General features: G+C 71.5%; 17 protein-coding genes. 4 read left to right on the forward strand and 13 right to left on the reverse strand.

What is annotated here, in order from left to right:
• Positions 1-6: 6 nt before the first annotated feature.
• Positions 7-1692, reverse strand: coding sequence for an extracellular solute-binding protein (locus tag BJ965_RS10510; protein ID WP_184908425.1), 1686 nt, complete (start codon positions 1690-1692; stop codon positions 7-9).
• Positions 1693-2016: 324 nt separating this feature from the next.
• Between BJ965_RS10510 and BJ965_RS10515 the strand changes: the two genes are divergently transcribed.
• A complete protein-coding gene (locus BJ965_RS10515; RefSeq protein ID WP_184908426.1) occupies positions 2017-4854 on the forward strand; it encodes a glycoside hydrolase family 3 C-terminal domain-containing protein in 2838 nt (945 codons plus the stop codon).
• A gap of 120 nt (positions 4855-4974) precedes the next feature.
• On the opposite strand, the gene BJ965_RS10520 is transcribed toward BJ965_RS10515, so the two are convergent.
• From BJ965_RS10520 to BJ965_RS10530, 3 genes are all read right to left on the reverse strand, one after another.
• Entirely contained in the window at positions 4975-6420 is a 1446-nt protein-coding gene (locus tag BJ965_RS10520) for an aldehyde dehydrogenase family protein (RefSeq protein ID WP_184908427.1), read from the reverse strand.
• A 121-nt stretch (positions 6421-6541) separates the two neighbouring features.
• Positions 6542-8215: a PucR family transcriptional regulator gene (locus tag BJ965_RS10525; RefSeq protein ID WP_184908428.1), complete on the reverse strand. Its 1674-nt coding sequence runs from the start codon at positions 8213-8215 to the stop codon at positions 6542-6544.
• Between the two features lie 119 nt (positions 8216-8334).
• Positions 8335-10467 (reverse strand): ATP-binding protein, encoded by a 2133-nt coding sequence (locus BJ965_RS10530; RefSeq protein ID WP_184908429.1) that lies wholly within the window; start codon positions 10465-10467, stop codon positions 8335-8337.
• A 250-nt stretch (positions 10468-10717) separates the two neighbouring features.
• Between BJ965_RS10530 and gabT the strand changes: the two genes are divergently transcribed.
• The gene (gene gabT, locus BJ965_RS10535) at positions 10718-12052 is read left to right on the forward strand and encodes a 4-aminobutyrate--2-oxoglutarate transaminase (protein ID WP_184908430.1); all 1335 of its coding nucleotides are present in this window, start codon (positions 10718-10720) and stop codon (positions 12050-12052) included.
• 402 nt (positions 12053-12454) lie between these two features.
• Here the strand turns inward: gabT and BJ965_RS39270 are convergent, their stop codons facing one another.
• Positions 12455-14365: an acyltransferase gene (locus tag BJ965_RS39270; protein WP_313666785.1), complete on the reverse strand. Its 1911-nt coding sequence runs from the start codon at positions 14363-14365 to the stop codon at positions 12455-12457.
• Between the two features lie 56 nt (positions 14366-14421).
• Here BJ965_RS39270 and BJ965_RS10550 point away from each other — a divergent pair, with 56 nt between their 5' ends.
• Positions 14422-15084 carry a phosphatase PAP2 family protein gene (locus tag BJ965_RS10550; RefSeq protein ID WP_184908431.1) on the forward strand — a complete coding sequence of 221 codons (663 nt, stop codon included), beginning with the start codon at positions 14422-14424 and terminating at the stop codon, positions 15082-15084.
• Positions 15085-15087: 3 nt separating this feature from the next.
• Here the strand turns inward: BJ965_RS10550 and BJ965_RS10555 are convergent, their stop codons facing one another.
• From BJ965_RS10555 to BJ965_RS10585, 7 genes are all read right to left on the reverse strand, one after another.
• Positions 15088-15543: a hypothetical protein gene (locus BJ965_RS10555; protein WP_184908432.1), complete on the reverse strand. Its 456-nt coding sequence runs from the start codon at positions 15541-15543 to the stop codon at positions 15088-15090.
• A 141-nt stretch (positions 15544-15684) separates the two neighbouring features.
• The gene (locus BJ965_RS10560; RefSeq protein ID WP_184908433.1) at positions 15685-17103 is read right to left on the reverse strand and encodes an NAD(P)/FAD-dependent oxidoreductase; all 1419 of its coding nucleotides are present in this window, start codon (positions 17101-17103) and stop codon (positions 15685-15687) included.
• A gap of 20 nt (positions 17104-17123) precedes the next feature.
• Entirely contained in the window at positions 17124-17924 is an 801-nt protein-coding gene (locus BJ965_RS10565) for an ABC transporter permease (RefSeq protein WP_184850506.1), read from the reverse strand.
• Complete coding sequence (locus BJ965_RS10570) at positions 17925-18854, reverse strand: ABC transporter permease (protein ID WP_184908434.1); 930 nt, start codon at positions 18852-18854, stop codon at positions 17925-17927.
• Positions 18854-19999, reverse strand: coding sequence for an ABC transporter ATP-binding protein (locus BJ965_RS10575; protein WP_184917040.1), 1146 nt, complete (start codon positions 19997-19999; stop codon positions 18854-18856). Before BJ965_RS10575 ends, BJ965_RS10570 begins: the two co-directional genes overlap by 1 nt.
• 5 nt (positions 20000-20004) lie before the next feature.
• Positions 20005-21252 (reverse strand): polyamine ABC transporter substrate-binding protein, encoded by a 1248-nt coding sequence (locus tag BJ965_RS10580; RefSeq protein WP_184908435.1) that lies wholly within the window; start codon positions 21250-21252, stop codon positions 20005-20007.
• 56 nt (positions 21253-21308) lie between these two features.
• A complete protein-coding gene (locus tag BJ965_RS10585) occupies positions 21309-22844 on the reverse strand; it encodes a gamma-aminobutyraldehyde dehydrogenase (RefSeq protein WP_184908436.1) in 1536 nt (511 codons plus the stop codon).
• Positions 22845-23043: 199 nt separating this feature from the next.
• Between BJ965_RS10585 and BJ965_RS10590 the strand changes: the two genes are divergently transcribed.
• Positions 23044-23619, forward strand: coding sequence for an NADAR family protein (locus BJ965_RS10590; RefSeq protein ID WP_184908437.1), 576 nt, complete (start codon positions 23044-23046; stop codon positions 23617-23619).
• 51 nt (positions 23620-23670) lie between these two features.
• Here BJ965_RS10590 and BJ965_RS10595 read toward each other — a convergent pair whose 3' ends face one another.
• A complete protein-coding gene (locus tag BJ965_RS10595; RefSeq protein ID WP_030852235.1) occupies positions 23671-24135 on the reverse strand; it encodes a DUF4190 domain-containing protein in 465 nt (154 codons plus the stop codon).
• Positions 24136-24178: the final 43 nt, after the last annotated feature.

Below are 24178 nucleotides of genomic sequence, written 5' to 3' on the forward strand. Positions count from 1 at the left end.
GCCGGGTCACTGTGCCGAACCGTTGGTGTCGTGCAGCTTCTGGTACCAGTCCCGCAGCTTGTCGCCGCCCTGCTTCTTCCAGTCGGAGACGGCCTGCTGCACATCGCTGATCTTCTTGCGGCCGCGGACGACGTCGTCCTCCAGCTGCTCGAAGTCGTTGGAGAGGTTGGTGTAGCGGGCGGGCTCGGTGATCTGCATGCCCCAGAAGGTGGACTTCTTGGTGAAGGCGCCCATCCGCTGCTGCCACTCCACCTGTTCCTTCGCGATGTCCGGCAGGTCCGGGTGCGCGATGGTCGGAGCGGGGCTGGCGAGCATCACATAGGCGTTCAGGACCTCCTGGTTGCCCTTGTCGTTCTTGGTGGGCACCCCGTCCTTGACGGTGTAGTGCGTGCCCTCCACCCCGTAGTTGGTGAGCATGTACTCCTTGGTGCCGTACGGGGCGGCGGTGACGTTGGCGGCGGCCAGGATGTCCTCGACGACGGTCTTGGACGCCTTCTTGTTGACGAAGGCGAAGATGCCCGCGGGCGAACCGGCCCACAGGGTGGGGTCACCGCCGTCGGCGCCGAAGATGTCCATGCCGGAGATCCGGAAGTCGGCGTTCTGGCCCGCCTGCTCGGCCATCTTGCCCCACCAGTCCGAGATGTTCTGGTTGTACATCAGGACCTGACCGGCGGTGAAGCGGTCGCCGGCGGTGCCCTGGTTGGCCGCCTTGGCATCGGGGTGCACCACACCCGCCGCGTACAGCTTGCGCACCCACTCCAGCGCTTCGAGGTACTCCTCGGTCTCGACGCGGTAGACCATCTTGCCGTCGGCCAGGTTCCAGCCGAGCGGCTTCTCGCTGCCGGAGAGCACACCGAAGAACTCGAAGGCGGCCCACTTCATGTCGTCGCAGGCCCACACCTTGGCCCTGGGCCGGGTGATCTCCTTGGCGAGGGCGAGGAACTCGTCCGGGGACTTGGGGAGTTCGTAGCCCTCCTTGTCGAAGACGTCCTTGCGGTAGAAGGGCACGATGCCGGGGACGGAGGGGGCGGGCTGGGGCAGGCCGCGCAGCTTGCCGCCGAAGATGGAGTACTGCCAGGCGCCGCTCGGGATGGCCGCGAGGTTCGGGTACTTCTTGATCGCGTCCCCGGACAGATACGGGCCGAGGTCGGCGAACTTGCTGATGATGGCGCTGGGTATCTTGCCGCCCATGTTCCAGCTGGGGATGACCACGACGTCCGGCAGGTCGCTGGAGGCGAGCACCGCGCCCAGCTTCTCGTCGTAGGTGTTGCCGTCCTGGTTCTGCCAGGCGATGTCGACGCCGATCAGGTCGTTCATCGTCGTGTAGTAGGGGTTGTCGCCCTTCGGCGGCGTGCCCCAGAACGGCGACATGATCTTGACGCGGCTGCCCTTGCCGAGCTTCTTCGGCACCGAGGTCTTGAGGCCGGCCAGGTCGAGCTTGCCGGTGAAGCCCATCGCCGAGCCGTTCTTGGACGGGATGTCCGGCGAGACCACGTTGCTCGCGACGTAGGCCGGCAGCAGCTTCTTGGCGCTCTTGCCGGACGTCGTGCCGTCCTTCGAGCCGCTGTCCGAGCCGCCGCAGGCGGCGAGCAGCGGCATCCCGCCGGCCACGGCCGCGGTGGCGACCGCCGTGGAGGCGAGGAAACTTCTCCGGCTCGGTCCGGAGGAGGCGGAGGCGGCGTTCGGCGTCATTGCGTCAACCCTTCATGGCGCACCAGGACACCCGGCGGAGGGCCGTCGGCTGCGGTGTCTCGAGTGGAACTGGCTGAGCCGAAGCGAGTTTTCGACCCACCAGGGCTTTCCGTAGTCGAAGCGCTTCGATGTTGCTGTGAGGTTAAGTGAACACCCCAGGGCGCACAAGGGTCGTTCGCAAACTTCCTCCACAGCACGGGAGGGGACCTTTCCTCATGCACTGCTTGAAGTCATGGCGCTGCTCCCTTGACACTCGACCTCTGGGCAACTCAGCATCGAAGCGCTTCGAAAGCACCTCCACGATCCATCGCAAGGGGATCCCACGTGACCGCACACACCCCGTCCACCGAACCTTTCCGTGATCCGCAACTGCCGTTCGCGAAGCGGATCGACGACCTCTTGTCGCGGCTCACGCTGGAGGAGAAGACCGCGTTCCTGCACCAGTTCGCGCCGGCCGTCGAACGGCTCGGCGTCGCGGCCTTCCGCACCGGCCAGGAGGCGCTGCACGGTGTGGCGTGGATGGGTCCGGCGACGGTGTTCCCGCAGGCGGTCGGCCTCGGCGCCACCTGGAACCCGGAGCTGGTGCGGCGGGTCGGCGACGCGGTGTCCCGGGAGATCCGCGCGATGCGCGCCAAGGACGACCGGGTCGGCCTGAACGTCTGGGCTCCGACGGTCAACCTGCTGCGCCACCCGCTGTGGGGCCGCAACGAGGAGGGCTACTCGGAGGACCCGAAGCTCACCTCGGCGATCGCCACGGCCTACACACACGGCCTGCGCGGCGACCACCCCACCTACTGGCGCACCGCGCCCGTGCTGAAGCACTGGCTGGCCCACAACAACGAGACGGACCGCTCCACGACGTCCAGCTCGGTGCGTCCGCGGGTCCTGCACGAGTACGACCTGCGGGCCTTCCGCGACACCGTCGAGGCGGGCGCGGTGGCCGGGGTGATGCCGGCGTACAACCTGGTCAACGGCCGCCCCAACCACGTCTCCCCGTATCTGGCCGAGCACCTGCGGACCTGGACCGAGGAGGAGTTGCTGGTCTGCTCGGACGCGGGGGCGCCGAGCAACCTGGTCGACTCCGAGCACTACTTCGACACCCACGAGGAGGCCACCGCCGCCGCCCTCGTCGCGGGGGTCGACAGCTTCACCGACCACGGCACGGATTCCTCGCAGATGACCGGGCGGCTGCGCGGCGCCCTGGAGCGCGGCCTGCTGACGGAGGCCGATCTGGACACGGCCGTCCGCCGTCAGCTGTCGGTGCGTTTCCGGCTCGGCGAGTTCGACCCGGGCTACGACCCGCACGACGTGACCGGTGAGTTCGACACCCCGGCGCACCGCGCCCTCGCCCAGGAGGCAGCCGAGCAGGCGATCGTGCTGCTCAAGAACGACGGGGTGCTGCCGCTCGCCCCCGACACCCGGATCGCGGTGGTCGGGCCGCTCGCCGACGAGTGCAAGCTCGACTGGTACAGCGGCACGCTCATCCACCGCTCGACCCCGCTGGAGGGCCTGTACGAGCGGTTCGGCGCGGAGCGCGTGGAGTTCGCGGAGGGCGTGGACCGGGTCCGGCTGAAGACGTCCACGGGGGCGTTCCTGCACGTGCCGGCGGCCGAGGACGCCGCCGACGAGATGCGCGGCGCCGAGGGAGCGCTCGACCCGGCGCTGCTCGCGGGCCGCACCGACCTGCCCGCGCTCACGACCGACGCCGCCGGCACCGAGCTGGCGCTCGCCGACTGGGGCGAGGGCGTCCTGACCCTGCGCGCCCCCGACGGCCGCTATCTCTCGGTCGCCGACGACGGCTGCCTGCGCGCCTCCGCCGACCAGCCGGGCGGCTGGATCGTGCAGGAGACGTTCCGCCTGGAACCGCACGGGAACGGGCACCTCCTGAAGCACCTGGGGACGGGGCGGCACGTGTGTGTCTCCGCCGACGGCGTGAAGGTTGCCGACGAAGATCCCGAGGTCTTCGAGCTGGTCGTCGCCGAGCGCGGCGAGGAGGCGGTGGCGCGGGCTGCCGCCTCGGCCGACGTGGTCGTGGTGGTCGCGGGCAACGACCCGCACATCAACGGCCGCGAGACCGAGGACCGTACGACACTGCGCCTTCCGGAACAGCAGGAGCGGCTGCTGCGGGCGGCCCGGGCGGCGAACCCGGCCACCGTGCTGGCGCTGGTCTCGGCCTACCCGTACGCCCTCGACCCCACCGGCCTCCCGGCGGTGCTGTGGACCGCGCACGGCGGCCAGGCGGCCGGCACCGCCCTGGCCCGCGTCCTGGCCGGTGACGTCTCCCCCGCCGGTCGCCTCCCGCAGACCTGGTACGCCGACGACGCCGACCTGCCCGGCCTCCTCGACTACGACGTGATCGGTGCCCGCCAGACGTACCTGTACTTCGAGGGGACGCCCCTGTTCTCCTTCGGGCACGGCCTGTCCTACGCCTCCTTCGCGTACGGCGGCCTGACGGCCCGGGTCGAGGACGCGGCGGTGCGGGTCTCCTTCTCGGTCACCAACACCGGTGCCGTGACGGCCGACGAGGTGGCCCAGCTGTACACCCGGGCCGTCGACGCGTCGGTGCCGCGTCCGCGCCGTGAGCTGCTGGACCACCGCCGTGTCACGCTCGCCCCGGGGGCGACGGCCGAGCTGGACTTCGACGTCCCGCTGACCGCGTTCGCGTTCTGGGACGTCGCCCAGGACCGGTGGCGGGTGGAACCGGGCGGGTACGAGCTGCTGGCCGGGGCGTCCAGCGAGGACGTCCGGCTGCGGACGACGGTCACGCTCGACGGCGAGCCGGCCCTGCCGCGCGCGGTCCTCGCGAACGGCCTGGCCGCGGCCGGTTTCGACGAGCAGCGGGGCATCGCGATCGTCGACCGGACGAAGGTCTCGGGCGACGCGGTGACACCGGCGGGCCCGGAGACGGGCGAACTGCTCTACCGCGCCTGCGACTTCGGCCGGGGCATCTCCGAGGTGACGGTGGAGGTGGCCGGCGAGGGCACGGTCGAGCTGTCCCTCGACGGCGGCCCGGCACTCGCGGTGCTGTCGCCGGCCGCACCGACCTCGGGTCCGTACGACTACGTCTCCCTCGGGGCGTCCCTCGCCGCCGCGGGCGTCCACGACGTGCACCTCAGGCTGCGCGGCCCGCTGCGGCTCGCGCACGTCGGCTTCTCCGGTTGAGGGTCCGGAGCAGGCCGGCGCAAAGAAGGGGCCCGGCACCGGAAGGCATCGGTGCCGGGCCTCTTCGCAGAGCTTATATGAAAATGATTCCCATAAACCAGTGGGTGGAGCGGAGGTGGGTCAGAGGTCGATGCCGGTGAGGACCAGCACCCGCTCGTACGTGTAGTCCTCCATGGCGAACCGCACGCCCTCGCGGCCCACGCCGGACTGCTTGACGCCGCCGTACGGCATCTGGTCGGCGCGGTAGGAGGGCACGTCGCCGATGACCACGCCGCCGACCTCGAGGGTGCGGTGGGCGCGGAAGGCGGTCTGGAGGTCGTGGGTGAACACGCCCGCCTGGAGGCCGTACTTGGAGTCGTTGACGGCGGCGAAGGCCGCGGCCTCGCCGTCCGCCTTCTGCACGGTGAGGACCGGTCCGAAGACCTCCTCGCAGGAGATCGTGACGCCGGCCGGGACCTCGGCGAGGACGGTCGGCGCGTAGGAGGCGCCGTCGCGCTTGCCGCCGGTGAGCAGCTGCGCCCCGGCGTCCACGGCCTCCTGGACCCACGTCTCGACGCGCCGGGCGGCGTCCTCGCTGACCAGCGGGCCGACGTCGGTGCTGTCGTCGCTCGGGTCGCCGGTGACCTGGGCCTCGACGGCGGCGACGATGCGCGGCAGCAGCCGGTCGTACACCGAGGCGTCGGCGATGACCCGCTGCACGGAGATGCAGGACTGGCCGCCCTGGTAGTTGGAGAAGGTGGCGATGCGGTTCGCCGCCCGGTCCAGGTCCTCGTCGCTCGCCCAGTCGGCCAGGACGACGGCGGCGCCGTTGCCGCCCAGCTCCAGGGTGCAGTGCTTGCGCGGCACCGAGTCCATGATCGCGTAGCCGACCTTCTCGGAGCCCGTGAAGGAGATGACGGGCAGGCGCTCGTCCTGCACCAGGGCCGGCATCTTGTCGTTGGCGACCGGCAGGATGCTCCAGGAGCCTGCGGGCAGGTCGGTCTCGGCCAGCAGGTCGCCGATGATCAGGCCGGACAGCGGCGTCGCCGGGGCCGGCTTGAGGATGATCGGGGCGCCGGCGGCGATGGCCGGGGCGATCTTGTGGGCGCAGAGGTTCAGTGGGAAGTTGAACGGCGCGATGCCGAGCACGACGCCCTTCGGGAAGCGGCGGGTGAGGGCGAGCCGGCCCTGGCCGCCGAGGTCGGTGTCGAGGCGCTGGGCTTCGCCGCCGTTGAACCGCCGGGCCTCCTCGGCCGCGAACCGGAACACGGACACGGCCCGGCCGACCTCGCCGCGGGCCCACTTCAGGGGCTTGCCGTTCTCGGCGGAGATCAGCCGCGCGATCTCCTCGGTGCGCTCGACGAGGCGCTTGCTGACGTGGTCGAGGGCGGCGGCCCGCACGTGGGCGGGGGTGGCGGCGAACTCGTCCAGGACGGCGTGCGCGGCGGCCACGGCCTCCTCGACCTGCGCGTCGGTCGGCAGGCTCACCGTGCCGACGAGCCGCCCGTCCCAGGGGGAGGTGACGTCGAAGGTGTCCTCGCCGGTGGCCTGGCGGCCGGCGAGCCAGAAGGCGTGGGTGGAGGTCATGTGGGTTCCGGCCCTTCGGCGTTGGGGGTGATCCTGTGCTCGGGACCAACGGTAGGCGCGAGGTGGCCGAACAGCGTTTGTCCGAGCCGTAGCAGTGGGGGACGCGGACACTACGGTTTGGCTACTCGGTGGAGGCCGTCTTCAGGGCCAGCCACAGCTCCATCCGGACGTCCGGGTCGTCCAGGGACCGGCCGAGGATCTCCTCGACCCGGCGCATGCGGTAGCGCAGGGTGTGGCGGTGGACGCCGAGGTCGGCCGCCGCCGCGTCCCACTGGCCGTGCTTGGACAGCCAGGCGCGCAGGGAGGCCACGAGGTCGCCGCGGCCCGTGGCGTCGTGCTCGTACAGCGGCCGCAGCATGCCGTCGGCGAAGGCCCGTACGGCGTCGTCCGCGAGGAGCGGCAGGACCGATCCGGCCGCCATCCGCTCGTGCTCCACGAGGACGCGCCCGCGCCGCCGCGCCACCGACAGCGCCTGCTCGGCCTGCTTGTACGCGGCGGACGCGGCGATCGGCCCGGCCGGTGCGGACAGGCCCACGACCAGTTCGCCCTCCTCACCGCCCGGCACCTTCTCGCGTATCCCGGCCCGGGCCGTCTCCAGGGCGGCCGCGTACTCCCCGCAGGCCGCCGCGGCGGCGCCGCCGTCCGCGGCCAGCACCACCAGCCGCTCCCCCTCCGGCACCACCAGCACGGCCTCGCCGGCCCGGGCCGCCGCGGACTCCACGACGTCGGCGAGCGCCGCGAGGGGGTCGCCGCCGGTGTCGGCAGCGGCGAGCGCGGCGGCCGAGGGCCGCTCGGCGGGGACAGCACCCTTGCGTGCCTCGGCGCGGGCCAGCGCGGCGGACGCCGACACCGGCACCCGCTCCGCGACCATCATCCGGAACGGCGCGTCCAGCAGCTCGCCGTACAGATCACCGGCGACCGCACGGGCGTGGTCCGGCTCCCCGGCCAGCAGCATGCGCAGCACCGCCGCGCCGACCCGCTGCTCGGCCGCCTGGAGGGACCGGGAGCGTTCCGTGGTCAAGGTCAGCAGTGCGATGGCCGAGTGGACGGCGTAGCGCTCGGCGGTGCCGGGGGCGGCGGCCGTGCCCACGGCGAGGGCCGCCCGGGGTCGCCTGCCGGTGCCGATGGTGTGCAGCTCGACCCGGTCCTCGTTCTCCGGTCCGCCGACCACGGAGGAGGCGGGCGCCGGGCGGTCCCGCAGCTTCTGCACGTCACCGGTGAGCCGTGCGGCACGCCGCCCCGCCCATTCCGGTGCCGTGGCGACGACCGCGCCCGAGGCGTCGTACAGCGCCGCCCAGCCGTCGACCTGCGAGGCGAGTGCGGCCAGCAACCCCTCCGGCCCGCCGGTCTGGGCCTGCCGGGTCAGCTCGCGCTGGGCGGCGAACCCGGCGGTGACGGCCCGGTACTGGTCGGCGGCGATGGCGGCGGACACGGCCTTGCTGATGGCGAGGAACGGCGTGCGGCGCGGCACCTCCAGCAGCGGCAGGCCCTCCTCCGCGGCCGCGTCGACGAGCGCCTTGGGCGTCTCCTCGTAGTTGACGCCGACGGCGAAGCCGAGCCCGACCACTCCGGCCCCGGCCAGCCGCCGGACGTAGCGGCGCATGGCCTCCGGGTCCTCGGCGTCCAGCTTGAGCGCGGTGATCAGCAGCAGTTCCCCGCCCTCCATGTAGGGCACGGGGTCGGCGAGCTCGCTGACGTGCGCCCAGCGGACCGGCACGTCGAGGCGGTCTTCGCCCGCCCGCACGGTCAGCTTCAGCGCGGAGTGGTGGACGAGCGAGGCGAGCGTCGGGGGCATGAGGCCTTCTGCGTCAGGGCTGTGAGATCTCTGTGGTCTTTTGGCCGCCGCGTATGAACGACCTGTGACGATTCTGCCTCACCGTACGGTGCCCGCGTACCCGCGCGGGTGGGAAGGGGTCAGCCCCGCAGATCCACCAGCAGCGGAGGCGCGTGCTCGCCCTTGACGTCGGTCAGTGACAGCACCGCGTGCCCCGCCGGCACGGCGTGCGCCAGCTCGGAGGCGGACCAGCGCTCCCGCTCGACCTGCCGCACGGTCACCGCCCGCGCGGTCGGGGCCTTGCCGGTGATCACCCGGCGCAGCATGTGCACGGCCTTGCCGGCCGGGGTCTCCGCGATGATCTGCCGGTCGGTGACGTCACGGGCCTCGGTCCACTCCTTGCCCCACACCTCGGCGAAGTCCTGCCCGTCCCACGGCGTGAGTCCCGACAGCGCCATCCGGCAGCCGGTCGCGCCGAGCAGCGGTCCGCGCAGCGGCCGGGCCACGTCGTCCAGGGTGCGCAGGGTGAGCACGACCCCGGCGTTGCCGGACCGCAGCCGCTGGATGCCGCGCACGGCCTCGGGGGTCACCACCCCGGTCGCGTCGTCCAGCAGCAGGCAGGCGAACAGCGACCGGTCCTCGCGTACGGCGACGCTGGCGGTGAACTGGGCGAGCACGAGGCGGGCCAGCATCTTGGAGGCGTCGGCGTGCCCGCGCTGGGGCAGGTCGATGCGCACCCGCACCGGGTGGTCGAGGGCCTTGAGCGTGAAGGGCCGGGTCTGCCCGGAGGTGTCGAAGAACCCGGCGAAGGCCGGCCGGTCGAGCAGCGCGACCCGATCGCCCAGCACCCCGCCGACGTCCCCGGGCTGGCCCATCTGCCGCTCCCGGGCGTCGAGCTCCCGCAGCAGCGACTCCTGCCCGGTCTCCTGGAGCCCCTGCCGCAGCGCGGCGAACGGTCCCGGCGCCCCGTCCAGCAGCTGCCGCAGCTCCGGTACGGAGGGGAAACGCCCGTGCACGGCCCGGAACGGCCCGAGCAGCTGGGCGAGGACGGTGGTGGAACGGCGGCTGTCACTGCCGGGGTGCGGGTCGGCGAGGTCCCCGACGAGCGCCTCGGCGAGCACGGCGGCGGCCTCGTCCGGGTCGGTGGTGCCGCCGTACAGGTCGAGGTCGTACTCGGAGTCCTGGTTCCCGATCCGTACGACCACGTCATAGGCGTCGGCCGGTCCGAGCCCGGCGCCGGCCGCCCCGACGACCACCACGGCGGCGCGCCCGGCGAGGGCGTGCAGGCAGAGTGACTCGGCGAGCGGACGGACAACGGTGCCGGTCTTCCCGGATCCGGCGGGGCCGACGGCGACGAGCGAGGTGCCGAGCAGGTCGGGCCCGAGGGCGAGGCCCGTGCCGCGGTAGGCGTACGGGTTGCGGGCGTCGTCCACGGTGGTCCCGAGGCGCACCTGCCCGGTGACGAGGTCGTGCCGGGCGAGCCGGGCGGGCAGATCGCGCTCCCCGGAGGGGTGCAGGCAGGCGGCGGCGCCGTCCTTGAGCACGGCTCCGCTGAAGGTGGCGAGGCTGTGCCGTCCGGTGCGCACGCCCTGCCAGGCACGGAGGATCCGGGCGTGGTCGACGTCCCGCATCAGCCCGGTGCGGGCCTCGGCGGCGAGACGCTCGGCGGCGTCGGCGGCCCCGGCGGCGCGCAGCTCGTTCCACTGGGCCGGGTCGTCCTCGGGCGTCGTACGGGTCTCCTGGGCCCGCGGCCGGCGGAACCGGGGGGTGACGAAGCGGCGCCACACCTCGCCCCAGCGGCCGAGCCGGGCCGCCCCGACCATGATCGCCAGAGCGACGAGCACCTCGTACCCCTGGTAGAGGATGAACGTCCCGGTCTCCCCGAGGTCGCTGTCGCCACCCCGCCAGGCGTCGGGGACGATCAGGTCGAACGGCACCCACCACCAGGTGCCGATGTAGCCGTTCTGCAGCAGCGACCAGATCAGCCATCCCACGAGGAAGGCGATCAGAGCCCCGCTCAGCAGTTGCCGGGCGGGGATCTCCTCGGGTTCCTCCGCGGGCCGCGGCCGGTGCCCGAACCGCCACACGCCCGGCGCGGCGTCGGGGCGCGGTGCCCGCAGCCAGGTGAGGAACGCCGACCCGTCCGGCATCGGCGGTGTCGCCGGCGCCCCTGGCGGCCGGGGAGGCATCGCAGGCACCTCCGGAGGTCCCGCCGGGCGCGGCACGGGACTCGCATGCGTACCCCGCGCGTCCCGGGTCCCGTCGCTGTCCATCGCCCTTGCCCCCTGACCAGCCGCTCCGTCCACCATCAGCGAGCCAATCTAACGCCCTCCCCTGGGGAGTTCACCGCTTACGCGGCCGGGGCGTGGGCATGGGGCCACGAGACGGCCATGTCCACCCCGGACAAGGCGCCCCGCCGACAACGCCCACATGGAGCATGCCCACCCCCCTTCCTCCGCCCTAGCCTGCGAGAAAAGAAGCCAAGCGTCGTACAGACCATCCGCACCACCCCAGGAGCCCCGCATGACCGCACTTCCGCAGGAGCGCCGCGTCGTCACCGCCATTCCCGGTCCGAAGTCGCAGGAGCTGCAGGCCCGCCGTACCGCCGCGGTCGCGCAGGGCGTGGGGTCCGTGCTGCCCGTGTTCACGGCGCGGGCGGGCGGCGGGATCATCGAGGACGTCGACGGCAACCGGCTGATCGACTTCGGGTCGGGCATCGCCGTGACGTCCGTGGGCGCCTCCGCCGAGGCCGTCGTACGGCGGGCGTCGGCGCAGCTCGCCGACTTCACCCACACCTGTTTCATGGTCACGCCCTACGAGGGGTACGTCGAGGTCGCCGAGGCGCTCGCCGAGCTGACCCCCGGTGACCACGCCAAGAAGAGCGCCCTGTTCAACTCCGGCGCCGAGGCCGTCGAGAACGCCGTGAAGATCGCCCGGGCGTACACGAAGCGGCAGGCCGTCGTCGTGTTCGACCACGGGTACCACGGGCGCACCAACCTGACGATGGCGCTGACCTCGAAGAACATGCCGTACAAGCAGGGCTTCGGCCCGTTCGCGCCCGAGGTGTACCGGGTGCCGGTGGCGTACGGCTACCGCTGGCCGACCGGTGCGGAGAACGCCGGCCCCGAGGCCGCCGCGCAGGCCATCGACCAGATCAGCAAGCAGGTCGGCGCGGAGAACGTCGCCGCGATCATCATCGAGCCGGTGCTCGGCGAAGGCGGCTTCATCGAGCCGGCCAAGGGCTTCCTGCCGGCGATCAGCCAGTTCGCGAAGGACAACGGCATCGTCTTCGTCGCCGACGAGATCCAGTCCGGCTTCTGCCGTACGGGCCAGTGGTTCGCCTGCGAGGACGAGGGCATCGTCCCGGACCTCATCACGACGGCGAAGGGCATCGCGGGCGGTCTGCCGCTCGCGGCCGTCACCGGCCGCGCCGAGATCATGGACGCCGCGCACGCCGGTGGCCTGGGCGGCACCTACGGCGGCAACCCGGTCGCCTGCGCCGGTGCGCTCGGCTCGATCGAGACGATGAAGGAGCTCGACCTCAACGCCAAGGCGAAGAACATCGAGGCGATCATGAAGGCCCGCCTCGGTGCCATGGCCGAGAAGTTCGACATCATCGGCGACGTCCGCGGCCGCGGCGCCATGATCGCCATCGAGCTGGTCAAGGACCGCGCCACCAAGGAGCCGAACCCGGAGGCGACCGGCGCGCTCGCCAAGGCGTGCCACGCCGAGGGCCTGCTGGTTCTGACCTGTGGCACCTACGGCAACGTGCTCCGCTTCCTGCCTCCGCTGGTCATCGGCGAGGACCTGCTGAACGAGGGCCTCGACATCATCGAGCAGGCGTTCTCCCGTATCTGAGCCCGCGCAGCGCGCATCTGAGCCGGCCTCCGGGCAGGTGAGCCGCCCCGGTTCCGCTACCGGGGCGGCGAGCGGCAGAGCGTGTGAAGAAGGTGTGCGAGGTGGATGACAGGGGGCCCCGCGGCCTGTCCTGCGCCCCGGCCCTGTCGTAGGTTCTACCCAGATGAGAGATACACCCCGCCCACAGGGGACTGTGGGTGACATCAGGCCGAGGCCTCCCCAGCTTCGACCTGGTCGTGCCCTCGCGCACACAACCGGAGCCTGAGGCTCTGGATCTCCTCACCGATCGGACGGTCGCCCGCCCCAAACCCCCCGGGGCGCGCGACGTTCCGGTCCGGACGGCCGCCCCGGAACCACCCCCCCCTGTTCCGGGGCGGCCGACCTCCCTCTCCGCCCCTTCCGTCAGACCGGCCTCTCCGCCGGTGCGGGTTCCGGGCGATGAATTCCCCGCGGGCGGTAGCCCAGCGCGTCGGCCACGCCGACGACGTCCGCGAGCAGCCAGACGATGGCGAGCCACATCTCCGTGCCCTGCAGGCCGGGTTCGCGGCCCGGCCCGGAGCCGTCGGCGGTGGGGCCAAAGGCGAACCCTCCACCCGGGGTCCACCGGCCCAGGGCCGCCGTGAGCTGGGACGCCGCCCAGGAGCGGGCCTCTTCCGAGCGATGCGTGGTCTGCCGTGCGCAGAGCCACAAGGGGTGGATCACGTCCAGGACGTTGCAGGCGTTCTCGCGGCCGGGTGCGAAGTGGCGGGGGTCGCGGGCGTGATCCAGGACCGTGTCGACGACACGCTCCGGGTACGGCACGGGCAGGCCGAACTGGGCGAAGGAACCGCGGGTGAGCCGGTAGTGGCCGTTGACCATCTGCAGGCGTCCGGCCTCCCGGGTGGGTGAGCCCCACATCCCGGTCCACGGGTCGGCGTGGGTGTGCAACCACCCGAACAGCGCCTCCAGCGCGCCCGGCGCGGCCGCTTCGCCTCCGGCGCGCAGGTTCCAGTGCGCGGCGGTGGCCCAGGAGTCGACCCACGCCCCGGCGTGCCAGGCGCGGTCGGTCCAGGGCAGTTCGCCGAGGTGCCGGACCAGCCGGCCGGCCGTGGTGGTCCGCACCGCGTGGACCGGGTGGGGGAAGGAACTGCCGAGCAGGTCGAGCGCGTAGCCGACGCACAGCACGTGATAGGCCGGGGCGCCGTCCGGCACCCCGGCGGGGCCCGGGAGCGGCGCCGTGGCGCCGTACTCGGGGATCAGGCCGGTGGCGGGGTCCTGCAACGCCCTGAGCCGCTCCATGTGTTCGGGGGCGGGCAGATGCGGCGGTACGTCCCCGAGGAGCAGGTCGGCGATCTCGACGGCGTCGCAGTGAGCCCGGACGGTCGGCTCGGTTCCGGGCCGGTCGGCGTAGCGGCCGGTGTCCGGGCGCCAGGAGCGGTCCAGCAGCTCGGTCGCCTGCTCCCGAGCGGCTGCGGCGAAGGCCCGGAGCTCCTCGACGAGCGCTTCGGGGCGGGCCTGGCCCCGTCGTTCCTGCGCGGCATCGGGGCCGGACGGGCCCCGTCGCTCCCCCACCACCTCGACGCCAGACAGACCCCGCCGCTCCCCCACCACCTCGACGCCAGACAGACCCCGCCGCTCCCCCGCCACCTCGACGCCAGACAGACCCCGCCGCTCCCCCACCACCTCGACGCCAGACAGACCCCGCCGCTCCCCCGCCACCTCGACGCCAGCCGGACGCTTCGCTCCGTGCGGCTCGCGGGGCTCGCGCCGGTCGCGGAGGCGGCGCGCCGGGTTGCCCGCCGCCACCGACCACGCGGGCAGGTCCTTCGTGACGACCGCCCCCGCGCCGATGACACAGTGGTCGCCGATGGTGACACCGTCCACGACGACCACGTGCGAGCCGATCCACACGTCGTCACCGACCGTGATCCCCCGGCTGGTGACCGGCTGCCGATGGACCGGAAGGTCGGGCGCGGAGCCGTGGTTGAAGCCGAGCAGCGAGCTGTGCGCGCCGATGCGCACCCCGTCCCCGAGGGTCACGGTCCCGCGCACCACCGTGAAGGGGTTGACGGTGCAGTCGGCGCCCGTGCGTATGGTGTCGGTGACGTAGGCGTGGGCCGCGATGTACGAGCGGTCACCCAAGTGCAGGACGTCCGGGTGCACGGCGGCCGTCTCCGCCACGAAGCAGTCCTCACCCAGGCGCACTTCCCCGGGCCCGCCGAGCAGCCGCTTCTGCCGCTCCTCTTGCGCCGCGCGCTGCCCGTCGGAGGCCTGCCCGGCGAACAGCCAGGGACAGTGGTCGAAGAGGCTGTCGTCGTCGGACGGCTGATTCACGTGATCCTCCCGAGGGAACGCGAGCGGGTGTTCGTGCTCGTGCCAAGCTGTGCCCCATGCCGATCTCCGCGAACCGGGAACGCGCCACGCTCCGGGGCCCGGTCGTCCTTCTGCTCGCCCTTCCGGCCCTCCTGTTCGCCCTGATCACCTGGCAGGTCGCCGCCGACGGCCCGCTCGTCCGGCTCGACGAGCGACTCAGCCGCGTCCTGGTGAACCCGGACCGCTGCTCCGAACTCCTCGCCGACCTGGGCAACATCCCGGTCGCGGTCCCGGTCCTCGCGGTCGCGCTCGGATACGTCGCCGTACGCCACCGCCGCGCCGGCGCGGACCGCTGGTGGCTGCCGGTCGCCGCGGCGGCCCTGCTCATGGCCCTGGTCCCGGCGCTGGTCGTGCCGCTGAAGGAACTCACGGCCCGCCCGGGAACCCCGGCCGTGCCACCCGGCACCGGCTACTACCCCTCGGGCCACACCGCCACGGCCGTCGTCGCTTACGGCTCCGCGACCCTGCTCCTGCTTCCCTGGCTCCGCACGGCCCTGGCCCGCCGCGCCCTGATCACCCTCTGCGCCGCCCTGGTCCTCGGCGCGAGCTACGGCTTGGTCCGCCGTGGCTACCACTGGCCGCTGGACGTGGTGGGCAGTTGGTGTCTGTGCGCGGTGCTGCTCGGGTCGCTGTGGCTGTTCCTCCGGCGGACGACGGCGCCGGAGGGTCGGTCGCGCTAGGTCCTAGTCGTGGTTCTCCGTCGCCAGGCCCGCCGCCGCCTCGTGCATCGCCAGTTCCAGCAGGGCCGGGTCCGTCAGCATGCCCGAGCCGTCCGGGGGGACCAGCCAGCGGACGCCACCGGGTGAGGAGCGGCCCGGGTACGGCACGACGATCCAGGTGCCGGCGCCCGCCGTGCGGATTCCCGTGCCGAGCCAGCGGGCGGCGGTGCCCGGCGGCACGAAGAACCCCATGCGGGCGTCACCGAAGTCGACGAGGACGGGGCCTGGCCGGTCGAGGACGCGGGTGAGCACGTCGAGTGTGGCGTACCCGAGTGCGCCGGGCAGGATGAGCACGTCCCAGGCGCTGCCGGCCGGCAGCAGCGCGACGCCGAGCGGGTTGCGCTCCCACTCCCAGCGGCAGGCCTCGGGATCGGGTGCGACGGATGCGAGCCACTCGACCGCCGTCTTCGCACCGGTCATCGGAAAGACCCCCTTCTCTCTCACGAACCTCACGGACGCGCGGGGCGTCCGGAGGGCATCACGAGGGAGAAGGGGGTGTCCCCCCGGCCATTACGCGGGTTCCGGCACCTCATTGGAGTGAACCGGATCACACCCGGTCGATCAGCTGTCGAATCCCAGCCCCAAGCGGTCCATCGTGCGCAGCCACAGATTGCGGCGGCCGCCCTGGGCGTCCGCGCGGGCCAGGGACCACTTGGTGAGGGCGATGCCCGTCCAGGCGAAGGGCTCCGGCGGGAACGGCAGGGGCTTCTTGCGGACCATTTCCAGCTCCGTGCGCTCGGTGCGTTCACCGGACAGCAGGTCCAGCATCACCTCGGCGCCGAAGCGGGTGGCGCCGACCCCGAGGCCGGTGTACCCGGCCGCGTACGCCACCTTGCTCTGGTGGGCGGTGCCGAAGAACGCCGAGAAGCGGGAGCAGGTGTCGATCGCGCCGCCCCAGGCGTGGCTGAAGCGGACGCCCTCCAACTGCGGGAAGCAGGTGAAGAAGTGCCCGGCGAGCTTGGCATAGGTCTCGGGCCGGTCGTCGTACTCGGCGCGGACGCGGCCGCCGTAGGGGTAGATCGCGTCGTAGCCGCCCCACAGGATGCGGTTGTCGGCGGACAGCCGGAAGTAGTGGAACTGGTTGGCGCTGTCGCCGAGGCCCTGGCGGTTCTTCCAGCCGATCGAGTCGAGCTGCTCGGCCGTGAGCGGCTCGGTCATCAGGGCGTAGTCGTAGACCGGGACGGTGTACGAGCGGACGCGTCTGACCAGGTTCGGGAAGATGTTGGTGCCGAGGGCGACCCGGCGGGCGCGGATCCGGCCATAGGGAGTGCGTACGGCCATGCCGGGACCGTACGGCTTCAGGGTGAGGGCGGGGGTGTTCTCGTAGACGCGCACGCCCAGTTCCACGCACGCCCGCTTCAGGCCCCAGGCGAGCTTCGCCGGATTCAGCATGGCGACGCCCCTGCGGTCCCACAGGCCCGCCTGGAAGGTGGGTGAGTTCACCTGTTCCCGCACGGCGTCGGCGTCCAGGAACTCGACACCGTCGGCCAGGCCCCGGCGGGACATCTCCTCGTGCCACTCGCGCAGTTCGCGCGCCTGGTAGGGCTCGGTGGCGACGTCGATCTCGCCGGTGCGCTCGAAGTCGCAGTCGATGGAGTAGCGGGCGAGGGCCGCCTCGATCTCGTCGAGGTTGCTCTCGCCCATCCGCTGGAGCGTGTGGATCTCGTCGGGCCAGCGGGTGAGGCCGTTGGGCAGGCCGTGGGTGAGGGAGGCGGCGCAGAATCCGCCGTTGCGGCCGGAGGCGGCCCAGCCCACCTCGCGGCCCTCCACCAGCACCACGTCCCGCCGCGGGTCGCGCTCCTTGGCGATCAGCGCCGTCCACAGTCCGCTGTAGCCGCCTCCGACGACCAGCAGGTCGCAGGTCTCAGAGGTGGTGAGGGCGGGCTCGGGACGGGGCCGGCCGGGGTCGTCCAGCCAGTACGGGACCGGCTGGACGTCGGAAAGCGAACGGGTCCACTGATTCATGGCGCTCGGGGCCATGATTTCAACTCCCTACGGGGTTATGCCTTCTGCCTGTTGCGGCGGTTTCCGGCAATCATGGAAACCAGGACGAACAGTACGGCGACGACGAACATGGTCGTGCCGATGACATTGATCTGAACGGGCGTTCCGCGCTGCGCCGAGCCCCACACGAACATGGGGAAGGTGACGGTCGAGCCGGCGTTGAAATTGGTGATGATGAAATCGTCGAAGGACAGCGCGAAGGCGAGGAGTGCGCCCGCCGCGATTCCCGGTGCGGCGATCGGCAGGGTCACCCGGACGAAGGTCTGGAAGGGGCCCGCGTACAGGTCCCGCGCCGCCTCCTCCAGCTTCGGATCCATCGACATCACACGTGCCTTGACGGCCGTGACCACGAAGCTCAGGCAGAACATGATGTGCGCGATGAGGATCGTCCAGAAGCCCAGCTGGGCGCCCATGTTGAGGAACAGGGTGAGCAGCGAGGCGGCCATGACGACCTCGGGCATCGCCATCGGCAGGAAGATCAGCGAGTTCACGGCACCGCGGGCGCGGAACCGGTAGCGGACCAGGGCGAAGGCGATCAGGGTGCCGAGGAGGGTGGCGCCGAGTGTCGCCCAGACCGCGATCTGGAGGCTGAGGGACAGTGACCCGCACAGCCCGGAGACACCGCACGGGTCCTTCCAGGCGTCCAGGGAGAACTGCTGCCATTCGTAGTTGAAGCGCCCCTTCGGTTTGTTGAAGGAGAACACCGTCACGACGACGTTCGGCAGGAGCAGATAGCCGAGGGTCAGCAGTCCCGCCAGGACGACGAGATTTCTCTTGAGCCAGTTGACGAAGGGCATTTAGACCAGATCCTCCGTCCCCGACTTGCGGATGTAGAGGGTGACCATGAGCAGAATGGCCGCCATGAGGATGAAGGAGAGCGCCGCGGCCGTCGGATAGTCGAGGACTCTCAGGAACTGCGTCTGGATGACGTTTCCGACCATGCGGGTGTCGGTGGAGCCGAGCAGATCGGCGTTCACGTAGTCACCGGCCGCCGGAATGAAGGTCAGCAGCGTGCCGGAGACGACACCCGGCATCGACAGCGGGAAGGTGACCTTGCGGAACGTCGTCCAGGGCCGGGCGTACAGGTCTCCTGCGGCCTCGTGGAGCCGTCCGTCGATGCGCTCCAGCGAGGTGTAGAGCGGAAGGATCATGAACGGCAGGAAGTTGTACGTCAGACCGCACACCACCGCCAGCGGGGTGGCCAGGACGCGGTCGCCGGCGGTCATGCCGAGCCAGGTGGTGACGTCCAGGACGTGCAGCGTGTTGAGCGCGCCCACGACCGGTCCGCCGTCCGCGAGGATCGTCTTCCAGGCCAGAGTGCGGATCAGGAAGCTGGTGAAGAACGGCGCGATCACCAGGATCATGATCAGGTTCTTCCAGCGGCCGGCGCGGAAGGCGATCAGATACGCCAGCGGGTAGCCGAGCAGCAGGCACAGGATCGTCGCCGTGCCCGCGTAGAGCACCGAGCGGACGAACTGCGGCCAGTACGCGGACAGCGCGTCCCAGTACGTGGCGAAGTGCCAGGTGACCTTGTAGCCCTGCTCCAGGGAACCCGTCTGCACGGACGTGGAGGCCTGGTAGATCATCGGCAGCGCGAAGAAGACGACCAGCCACAGGATGCCGGGCAGCAGCAGCCAGTACGGCGTGAAGCGGCCCCGGCGCTTGGGGGGCTTGGATTCGGGCGCCTGCGGCGCGAGAGGCGGTGGCGCCTCGGTGAGTGTCGACATCAGGCCGCCTCTTCCACTCCGGCGTCGGCGTCCTGGGCGGCGTCCAGGCCGAAGGTGTGGGCCGGGTTCCAGTGCAGGACGACCTCGGCGCCGGGCACCAGGCGGGAGTCACGGTCGATGTTCTGGGCGTAGACCTCGAAGTCGGAGCAGACCGGGCTGTCGACGACGTACTGCGTGGAGACGCCGATGAAACTGGAGTCGGCGATCCGGCCCGTGATCCGGTTGCGGCCCTCGGGTATCTCGCCGGCGTCGTCCGCGTGGGTGAGGGAGATCTTCTCCGGGCGCACGCCGACCAGCACCTTGCCGCCGGTGCCCGCGGGAGCGGAACAGCGCGCCTCCGGGAGGACGAGCTTGCCGCCGCCGGCCTTCAGCACGATCTCCTCGCCGCTCTTGGAGTCGACCTCGGCCTCGATGAAGTTGGAGGTGCCGAGGAAGTTCGCGACGAACGTGGTGCGCGGGTTCTCGTAGAGCTCGGTGGGCGCGCCCAGCTGCTCGACGCGGCCCGCGTTCATCACGGCGACCGTGTCGGCCATGGTCATGGCCTCCTCCTGGTCGTGCGTGACGTGGATGAAGGTGATGCCGACCTCGGTCTGGATGCGCTTGAGCTCCAGCTGCATCTGGCGGCGCAGCTTGAGGTCGAGGGCGCCGAGCGGCTCGTCGAGCAGGAGCACCTTGGGGTGGTTGATCAGCGCGCGGGCGACGGCGACGCGCTGCTGCTGGCCGCCGGAGAGCTGGTGCGGCTTCTTGCGGGCCTGCTCGCCGAGCTGCACGAGCTCCAGCATCTCCTCGACCTGCTTCTTCACCGACTTCAGGCCGCGCCGCCGCAGGCCGAAGGCGACGTTCTCGAAGATGTCGAGGTGCGGGAAGAGGGCGTAGGACTGGAAGACGGTGTTCACCGGCCGCTTGTACGGCGGGAGGGCCGTCACGTCCTGGTCGCCCAGGTGCACGGTGCCGGCGGAGGGTTCCTCCAGGCCGGCGATCATGCGCAGGGTGGTGGTCTTGCCGCAGCCGGAGGCGCCGAGCAGGGCGAAGAAGGAGCCCTGCGGCACGGTCAGGTCGAGCGGGTGGACGGCGGTGAAGGCGCCGTAGGTCTTGGCTATGCCCGTGAGGCGGACGTCGCCGCTGGGGTCCGTCTTGTTCGTCATGGTGGTCACGCCCCCGTCAGCTTCGCGAACTTCGCTTCGAACTCGGTCTCTTCCTTCGAGCTCAGCGAGCGGAAGGCGTGGGACTTGGCGGCCATGGCCTTGTCGGGAATGATCAGCGGGTTGTTCGCCGCGTCCTCGTCGATCTTCGCGAGTTCGGCCTTCACTCCGTCGACGGGGCACACGTAGTTGATGTACGCGGCGAGTTCGGCGGCGGGCTTCGGCTCGTAGTAGAAGTCGATGAGCCGCTCGGCGTTGGTCTTGTGCCGGGCCTTGTTGGGGATCAGCAGGTTGTCGGTGGACGTCACGTAGCCGCTGTCCGGGATGAGGAAGTCGATGTCGGGGCTGTCCGCCTTGAGCTGGACGACGTCACCGGCCCAGGCGACACAGGCCGCGAAGTCTCCGCTGGTCAGGTCCGAGGTGTAGTCGTTGCCGGTGAAGCGGCGGATCTGGCCCTTGTCGACGGCCTTCTGCAGACGGGCGATGGCCGCGTCGTAGTCGTCGGCGGTGAAGTCGGCCGGGTCCTTGCCCATGTCGAGCAGCGTCATGCCGATGCTGTCGCGCATCTCCGACAGGAAACCGACCCGGCCCTTGAGCTTGGGGTTGTCCAGCAGGTCGGACACCGACTTCACCTCGACGCCGTCGAGGGCCTTCTTGTTGTACGCGATGACGGTCGAGATGCCCTGCCAGACGTACGAGTAGGCGCGGCCCGGGTCCCAGTCGGGGCTGCGGAACTGGGCCGACAGGTTGGCGTAGGCGTTGGGCAGGTTGCTCGGGTCGAGCTTCTGCACCCAGCCGAGGCGGATGAGGCGGGCGGCCAGCCAGTCGGTGAGGACGATCAGGTCGCGGCCGGTGTCCTGGCCCGCGGCGAGCTGCGGCTTGATCTTGCCGAAGAACTCGTTGTTGTCGTTGATGTCCTCGGTGTACTTGACCTTGATGCCGGTCCGCCGTGCGAACTGATCCAGGGTCGGGTGGTGCTTTTCGCTGTCGTCGACGTCCATGTACTCGGTCCAGTTGGAGAAGTTCACCGTCTTCTCCTTGGCCGAGTGGTCCTCTGCCGGGACGCCGCCCTTCGACTGGCCGGCCGCCGGGATGCCGCAGGCGCTCAGCGTCCCCAGTCCGCCGGCCGCGAGCGCCCCGCCCGCGGAGGCGCGCAGCAGGGACCGCCGTGTGAGGGCGGCCCTGCCGTTCCTGAAACTGCGCCGCACGGCGGCCACTTGGGCCGCGGACAGGCGGTCGGGCTCGTACTGCTCCATGCGCGTGGTGCCCTTTCGGAGGGTGGACGGCCGTTGGTCAGGCGGCCTGCAAACGGCTATCGATCCCCGAACACGGTGCGGTGCCAGTCCTTCGCGGCCACCGCGGTGTTGTCGAACATGACGTGTTTGATCTGGGTGTACTCCTCGAACGAGTACGCGGACATGTCCTTGCCGTAGCCGGAGGACTTGTAGCCGCCGTGCGGCATCTCGCTGATGATCGGAATGTGGTCGTTGATCCAGACGCAGCCGGCCTTGATCTCACGCGTGGCCCGGTTCGCCCGGTACACGTCCCGGCTCCAGGCGGAGGCGGCCAGGCCGTACGGGGTGTCGTTGGCGAGCGCGAGGCCCTCGTCGTCGGTGTCGAACGGCAGCACGACCAGGACGGGTCCGAAGATCTCCGACTGGACGACCTCGCTGTCCTGGGCCGCGTCGGCGATCAGGGTGGGCCGGTAGTAGGCGCCCTTGGCGAGCTCCCCCTCGGGCGCCTCGCCGCCGGTCACCACGCGCGCGTAGGCCCGCGCCCGGTCCACGAATCCGGCGACCCGGTCCCGCTGCGCATGGGAGATCAGCGGGCCGAGGTCGGTGCGGGCGGCGAACGGGTCGCCGAGCCGGACCGTCTCCATGAGCGCCGCGGTCCGCTCCACGAATGCGTCGTACAGCGGCCGCTGCACGTACGCGCGCGTGGCGGCCGTGCAGTCCTGCCCGGTGTTGATCAGGGAGCCGGCGACCGCGCCGTGGGCGGCGGCCTCCAGATCGGCGTCGTCGAAGACCACGAAGGGTGCCTTGCCGCCGAGCTCCAGGTGCAGGCGCTTGACGGAGGCGGTGGCGACCTCGGCGACGCGCTTGCCGACGGCGGTGGAGCCGGTGAAGGAGGTCATGGCCACGTCGGGGTGACCGACGAGGTGCTCGCCGGCCACCCTGCCGGTGCCCGTGACGATGTTGATCACACCGTCCGGGATCCCGGCGTCCGTGGCCGCCTGGGCGAAGAGCAACGAGGTCAGCGGGGTGAGCTCGGCGGGCTTCAGGACGATGGTGTTGCCCGCGGCGATCGCCGGGAGGATCTTCCAGGCGGCCATCTGGAGGGGGTAGTTCCAGGGTGCGATCGACCCGACGACCCCGATGGGCTCGCGCCGGACGTACGAGGTGTGGTCGCCGGAGTACTCGCCGGCGGACTGCCCCTGGAGATGCCGTGCGGCACCGGCGAAGAAGGCGGCGTTGTCGATGGTGCCGGGGACGTCGAACTCCCGGGTCAGCTTCAGCGGCTTGCCGCACTGGAGCGACTCGGCGCGGGCGAAGTCCTCGGCCCGGTCGGCCAGGACCGCGGCGAACCGGTGCAGGGCGTCGGACCGCTCGCCCGGGGTGGCTCCCGCCCAGCCGGGGAAGGCCGCGCGGGCGGCGGCGACGGCCCGGTCGACATCGGCCGTGCCCGCCAGTTCGTAGGTGAGGACCTCCTCGCCCGACGCCGGGTCGACGACCGCGTGGGTGCGGCCGGAGGTGCCCCTGGTCAGGCGCCCCGCGATGTACTGCGCGCCCTCCGCGAAGCGCTCCTCGGCCGGAAATCGGTCCGGGGTGGCAATGCCCGGGTTGTGCATGTCGCTCTCCTCCGTGTCCCCTGATGGGGCCGGCGTGGCTCAGGCTCGATTTGAGTGCCGATCCTGACAGAGGTATGCCACTCCAACAAGTGATTCCGTTGTTGATTTTTGGTTACGCGACGGAATCTGTCGACCAGGTGTCGAGTTCGCCGCGAAAAGGCAGGACGCTGTGTCCGTGGTGCGTGCCAAACTCGCGTGCATGGAGAGGATCACGGGGGCGGTCGGCTCGCAGGAGGCCCTGATCAGGGCGGTCGGCGAGGGGGCCAGGATCAGGTACCTGCACTTCTGGGGGCACCGGCCGCGGCCGGACGGCCGGATCGGGGCGAGCTGTCTGAGCCAGTGGTGGCCGGCGCCGTTCACGGTGGACGGCGTGGCCTACGCGACGGCCGAGCACTGGATGATGGCCGGCAAGGCCCGGCTCTTCGGGGACGCGGCGGCGGAGCGTGCCGTGCTGGCCGCCGGGCACCCCGCCGAGGCCAAGAAGGCCGGGCGGCTGGTGCGCGGGTTCGACGAGACGGTGTGGGCGCGGGAGCGGTTCCGGATCGTCGTGGAGGGCAGCGTCCACAAGTTCGGCGCGCATCCAGAGCTGCTGGGGTATCTGCTGGGCACCGGCGACCGGGTGTTGGTGGAGGCCAGCCCCGTGGACCGGGTGTGGGGCATCGGTCTGGCCGCGGACGACGAAGCGGCGGCCGATCCGCAGCGGTGGCGGGGGCCGAATCTGCTGGGCTTCGCGCTGATGGAGGCGCGGGAGCGGCTGCGGACGACAGAGATATGAGCGAGGGGCCGGTCCTCGGGACCGGCCCCTGGTGACCTCCGGGAGCTCCGTTCAGGAAGCCGCGCCGAGCCCGCCCATGATGCTGGCGAACAGCAGGAAGCCCAGCAGCGGCAGGATCACGGTGGCGATGATGCCGCAGACCAGGCCCGCGGTCGCCGCGCCCTTGTTCGTGGCCTCACCGCGGGTGGCCCGGCCGCGGCCGATGGCGCCGAAGATGATCGCGAGAATGCCCAGGATGACGCCGAAGAACCACATGATGAACGTCACGCTGCACACCACGCCGATGATGCCCAGCACCAGTCCCGTGGTGCCCATGCCGTTGCTCGGCTGCGCGGGCATCCCGTAGCCGGGCGCCTGCGGGTAGCCCACGGGCGGCGCCGCCGGGTAGCCGGGGCTGCCCTGGGGGTAGCCGTAGCCCGGGCCGGGCTGCTGCGGATAGCCGTATCCCGGGGCCGGCTGCTGCGGCGGCTGGGCGGGCGGGCCGAAACCACCCGGGGGCGGATTGGTGTTGGACATGGACGTCTCCCCTCCGTTGTCAGACCAAGGCATCGTAGTGGCC

This window comes from Streptomyces luteogriseus (assembly GCF_014205055.1).
Taxonomy (GTDB): Bacteria; Actinomycetota; Actinomycetes; order Streptomycetales; family Streptomycetaceae; genus Streptomyces; species Streptomyces luteogriseus.

What these genes read in the sequence shown, in the direction of transcription:
- BJ965_RS10510 (WP_184908425.1), bottom strand. Translation starts at nt 1,692, where the DNA reads ATGACGCCGAACGCCGCCTCCGCCTCCTCCGGACCGAGCCGGAGAAGT.
- BJ965_RS10520 (WP_184908427.1), bottom strand. Translation starts at nt 6,420, where the DNA reads ATGACCTCCACCCACGCCTTCTGGCTCGCCGGCCGCCAGGCCACCGGC.
- BJ965_RS10525 (WP_184908428.1), bottom strand. Translation starts at nt 8,215, where the DNA reads ATGCCCCCGACGCTCGCCTCGCTCGTCCACCACTCCGCGCTGAAGCTG.
- BJ965_RS10530 (WP_184908429.1), bottom strand. Translation starts at nt 10,467, where the DNA reads ATGGACAGCGACGGGACCCGGGACGCGCGGGGTACGCATGCGAGTCCC.
- gabT (WP_184908430.1), top strand. Translation starts at nt 10,718, where the DNA reads ATGACCGCACTTCCGCAGGAGCGCCGCGTCGTCACCGCCATTCCCGGT.
- BJ965_RS10550 (WP_184908431.1), top strand. Translation starts at nt 14,422, where the DNA reads ATGCCGATCTCCGCGAACCGGGAACGCGCCACGCTCCGGGGCCCGGTC.
- BJ965_RS10555 (WP_184908432.1), bottom strand. Translation starts at nt 15,543, where the DNA reads ATGACCGGTGCGAAGACGGCGGTCGAGTGGCTCGCATCCGTCGCACCC.
- BJ965_RS10560 (WP_184908433.1), bottom strand. Translation starts at nt 17,103, where the DNA reads ATGGCCCCGAGCGCCATGAATCAGTGGACCCGTTCGCTTTCCGACGTC.
- BJ965_RS10565 (WP_184850506.1), bottom strand. Translation starts at nt 17,924, where the DNA reads ATGCCCTTCGTCAACTGGCTCAAGAGAAATCTCGTCGTCCTGGCGGGA.
- BJ965_RS10570 (WP_184908434.1), bottom strand. Translation starts at nt 18,854, where the DNA reads ATGTCGACACTCACCGAGGCGCCACCGCCTCTCGCGCCGCAGGCGCCC.
- BJ965_RS10575 (WP_184917040.1), bottom strand. Translation starts at nt 19,999, where the DNA reads ATGACGAACAAGACGGACCCCAGCGGCGACGTCCGCCTCACGGGCATA.
- BJ965_RS10580 (WP_184908435.1), bottom strand. Translation starts at nt 21,252, where the DNA reads ATGGAGCAGTACGAGCCCGACCGCCTGTCCGCGGCCCAAGTGGCCGCC.
- BJ965_RS10585 (WP_184908436.1), bottom strand. Translation starts at nt 22,844, where the DNA reads ATGCACAACCCGGGCATTGCCACCCCGGACCGATTTCCGGCCGAGGAG.
- BJ965_RS10590 (WP_184908437.1), top strand. Translation starts at nt 23,044, where the DNA reads ATGGAGAGGATCACGGGGGCGGTCGGCTCGCAGGAGGCCCTGATCAGG.
- BJ965_RS10595 (WP_030852235.1), bottom strand. Translation starts at nt 24,135, where the DNA reads ATGTCCAACACCAATCCGCCCCCGGGTGGTTTCGGCCCGCCCGCCCAG.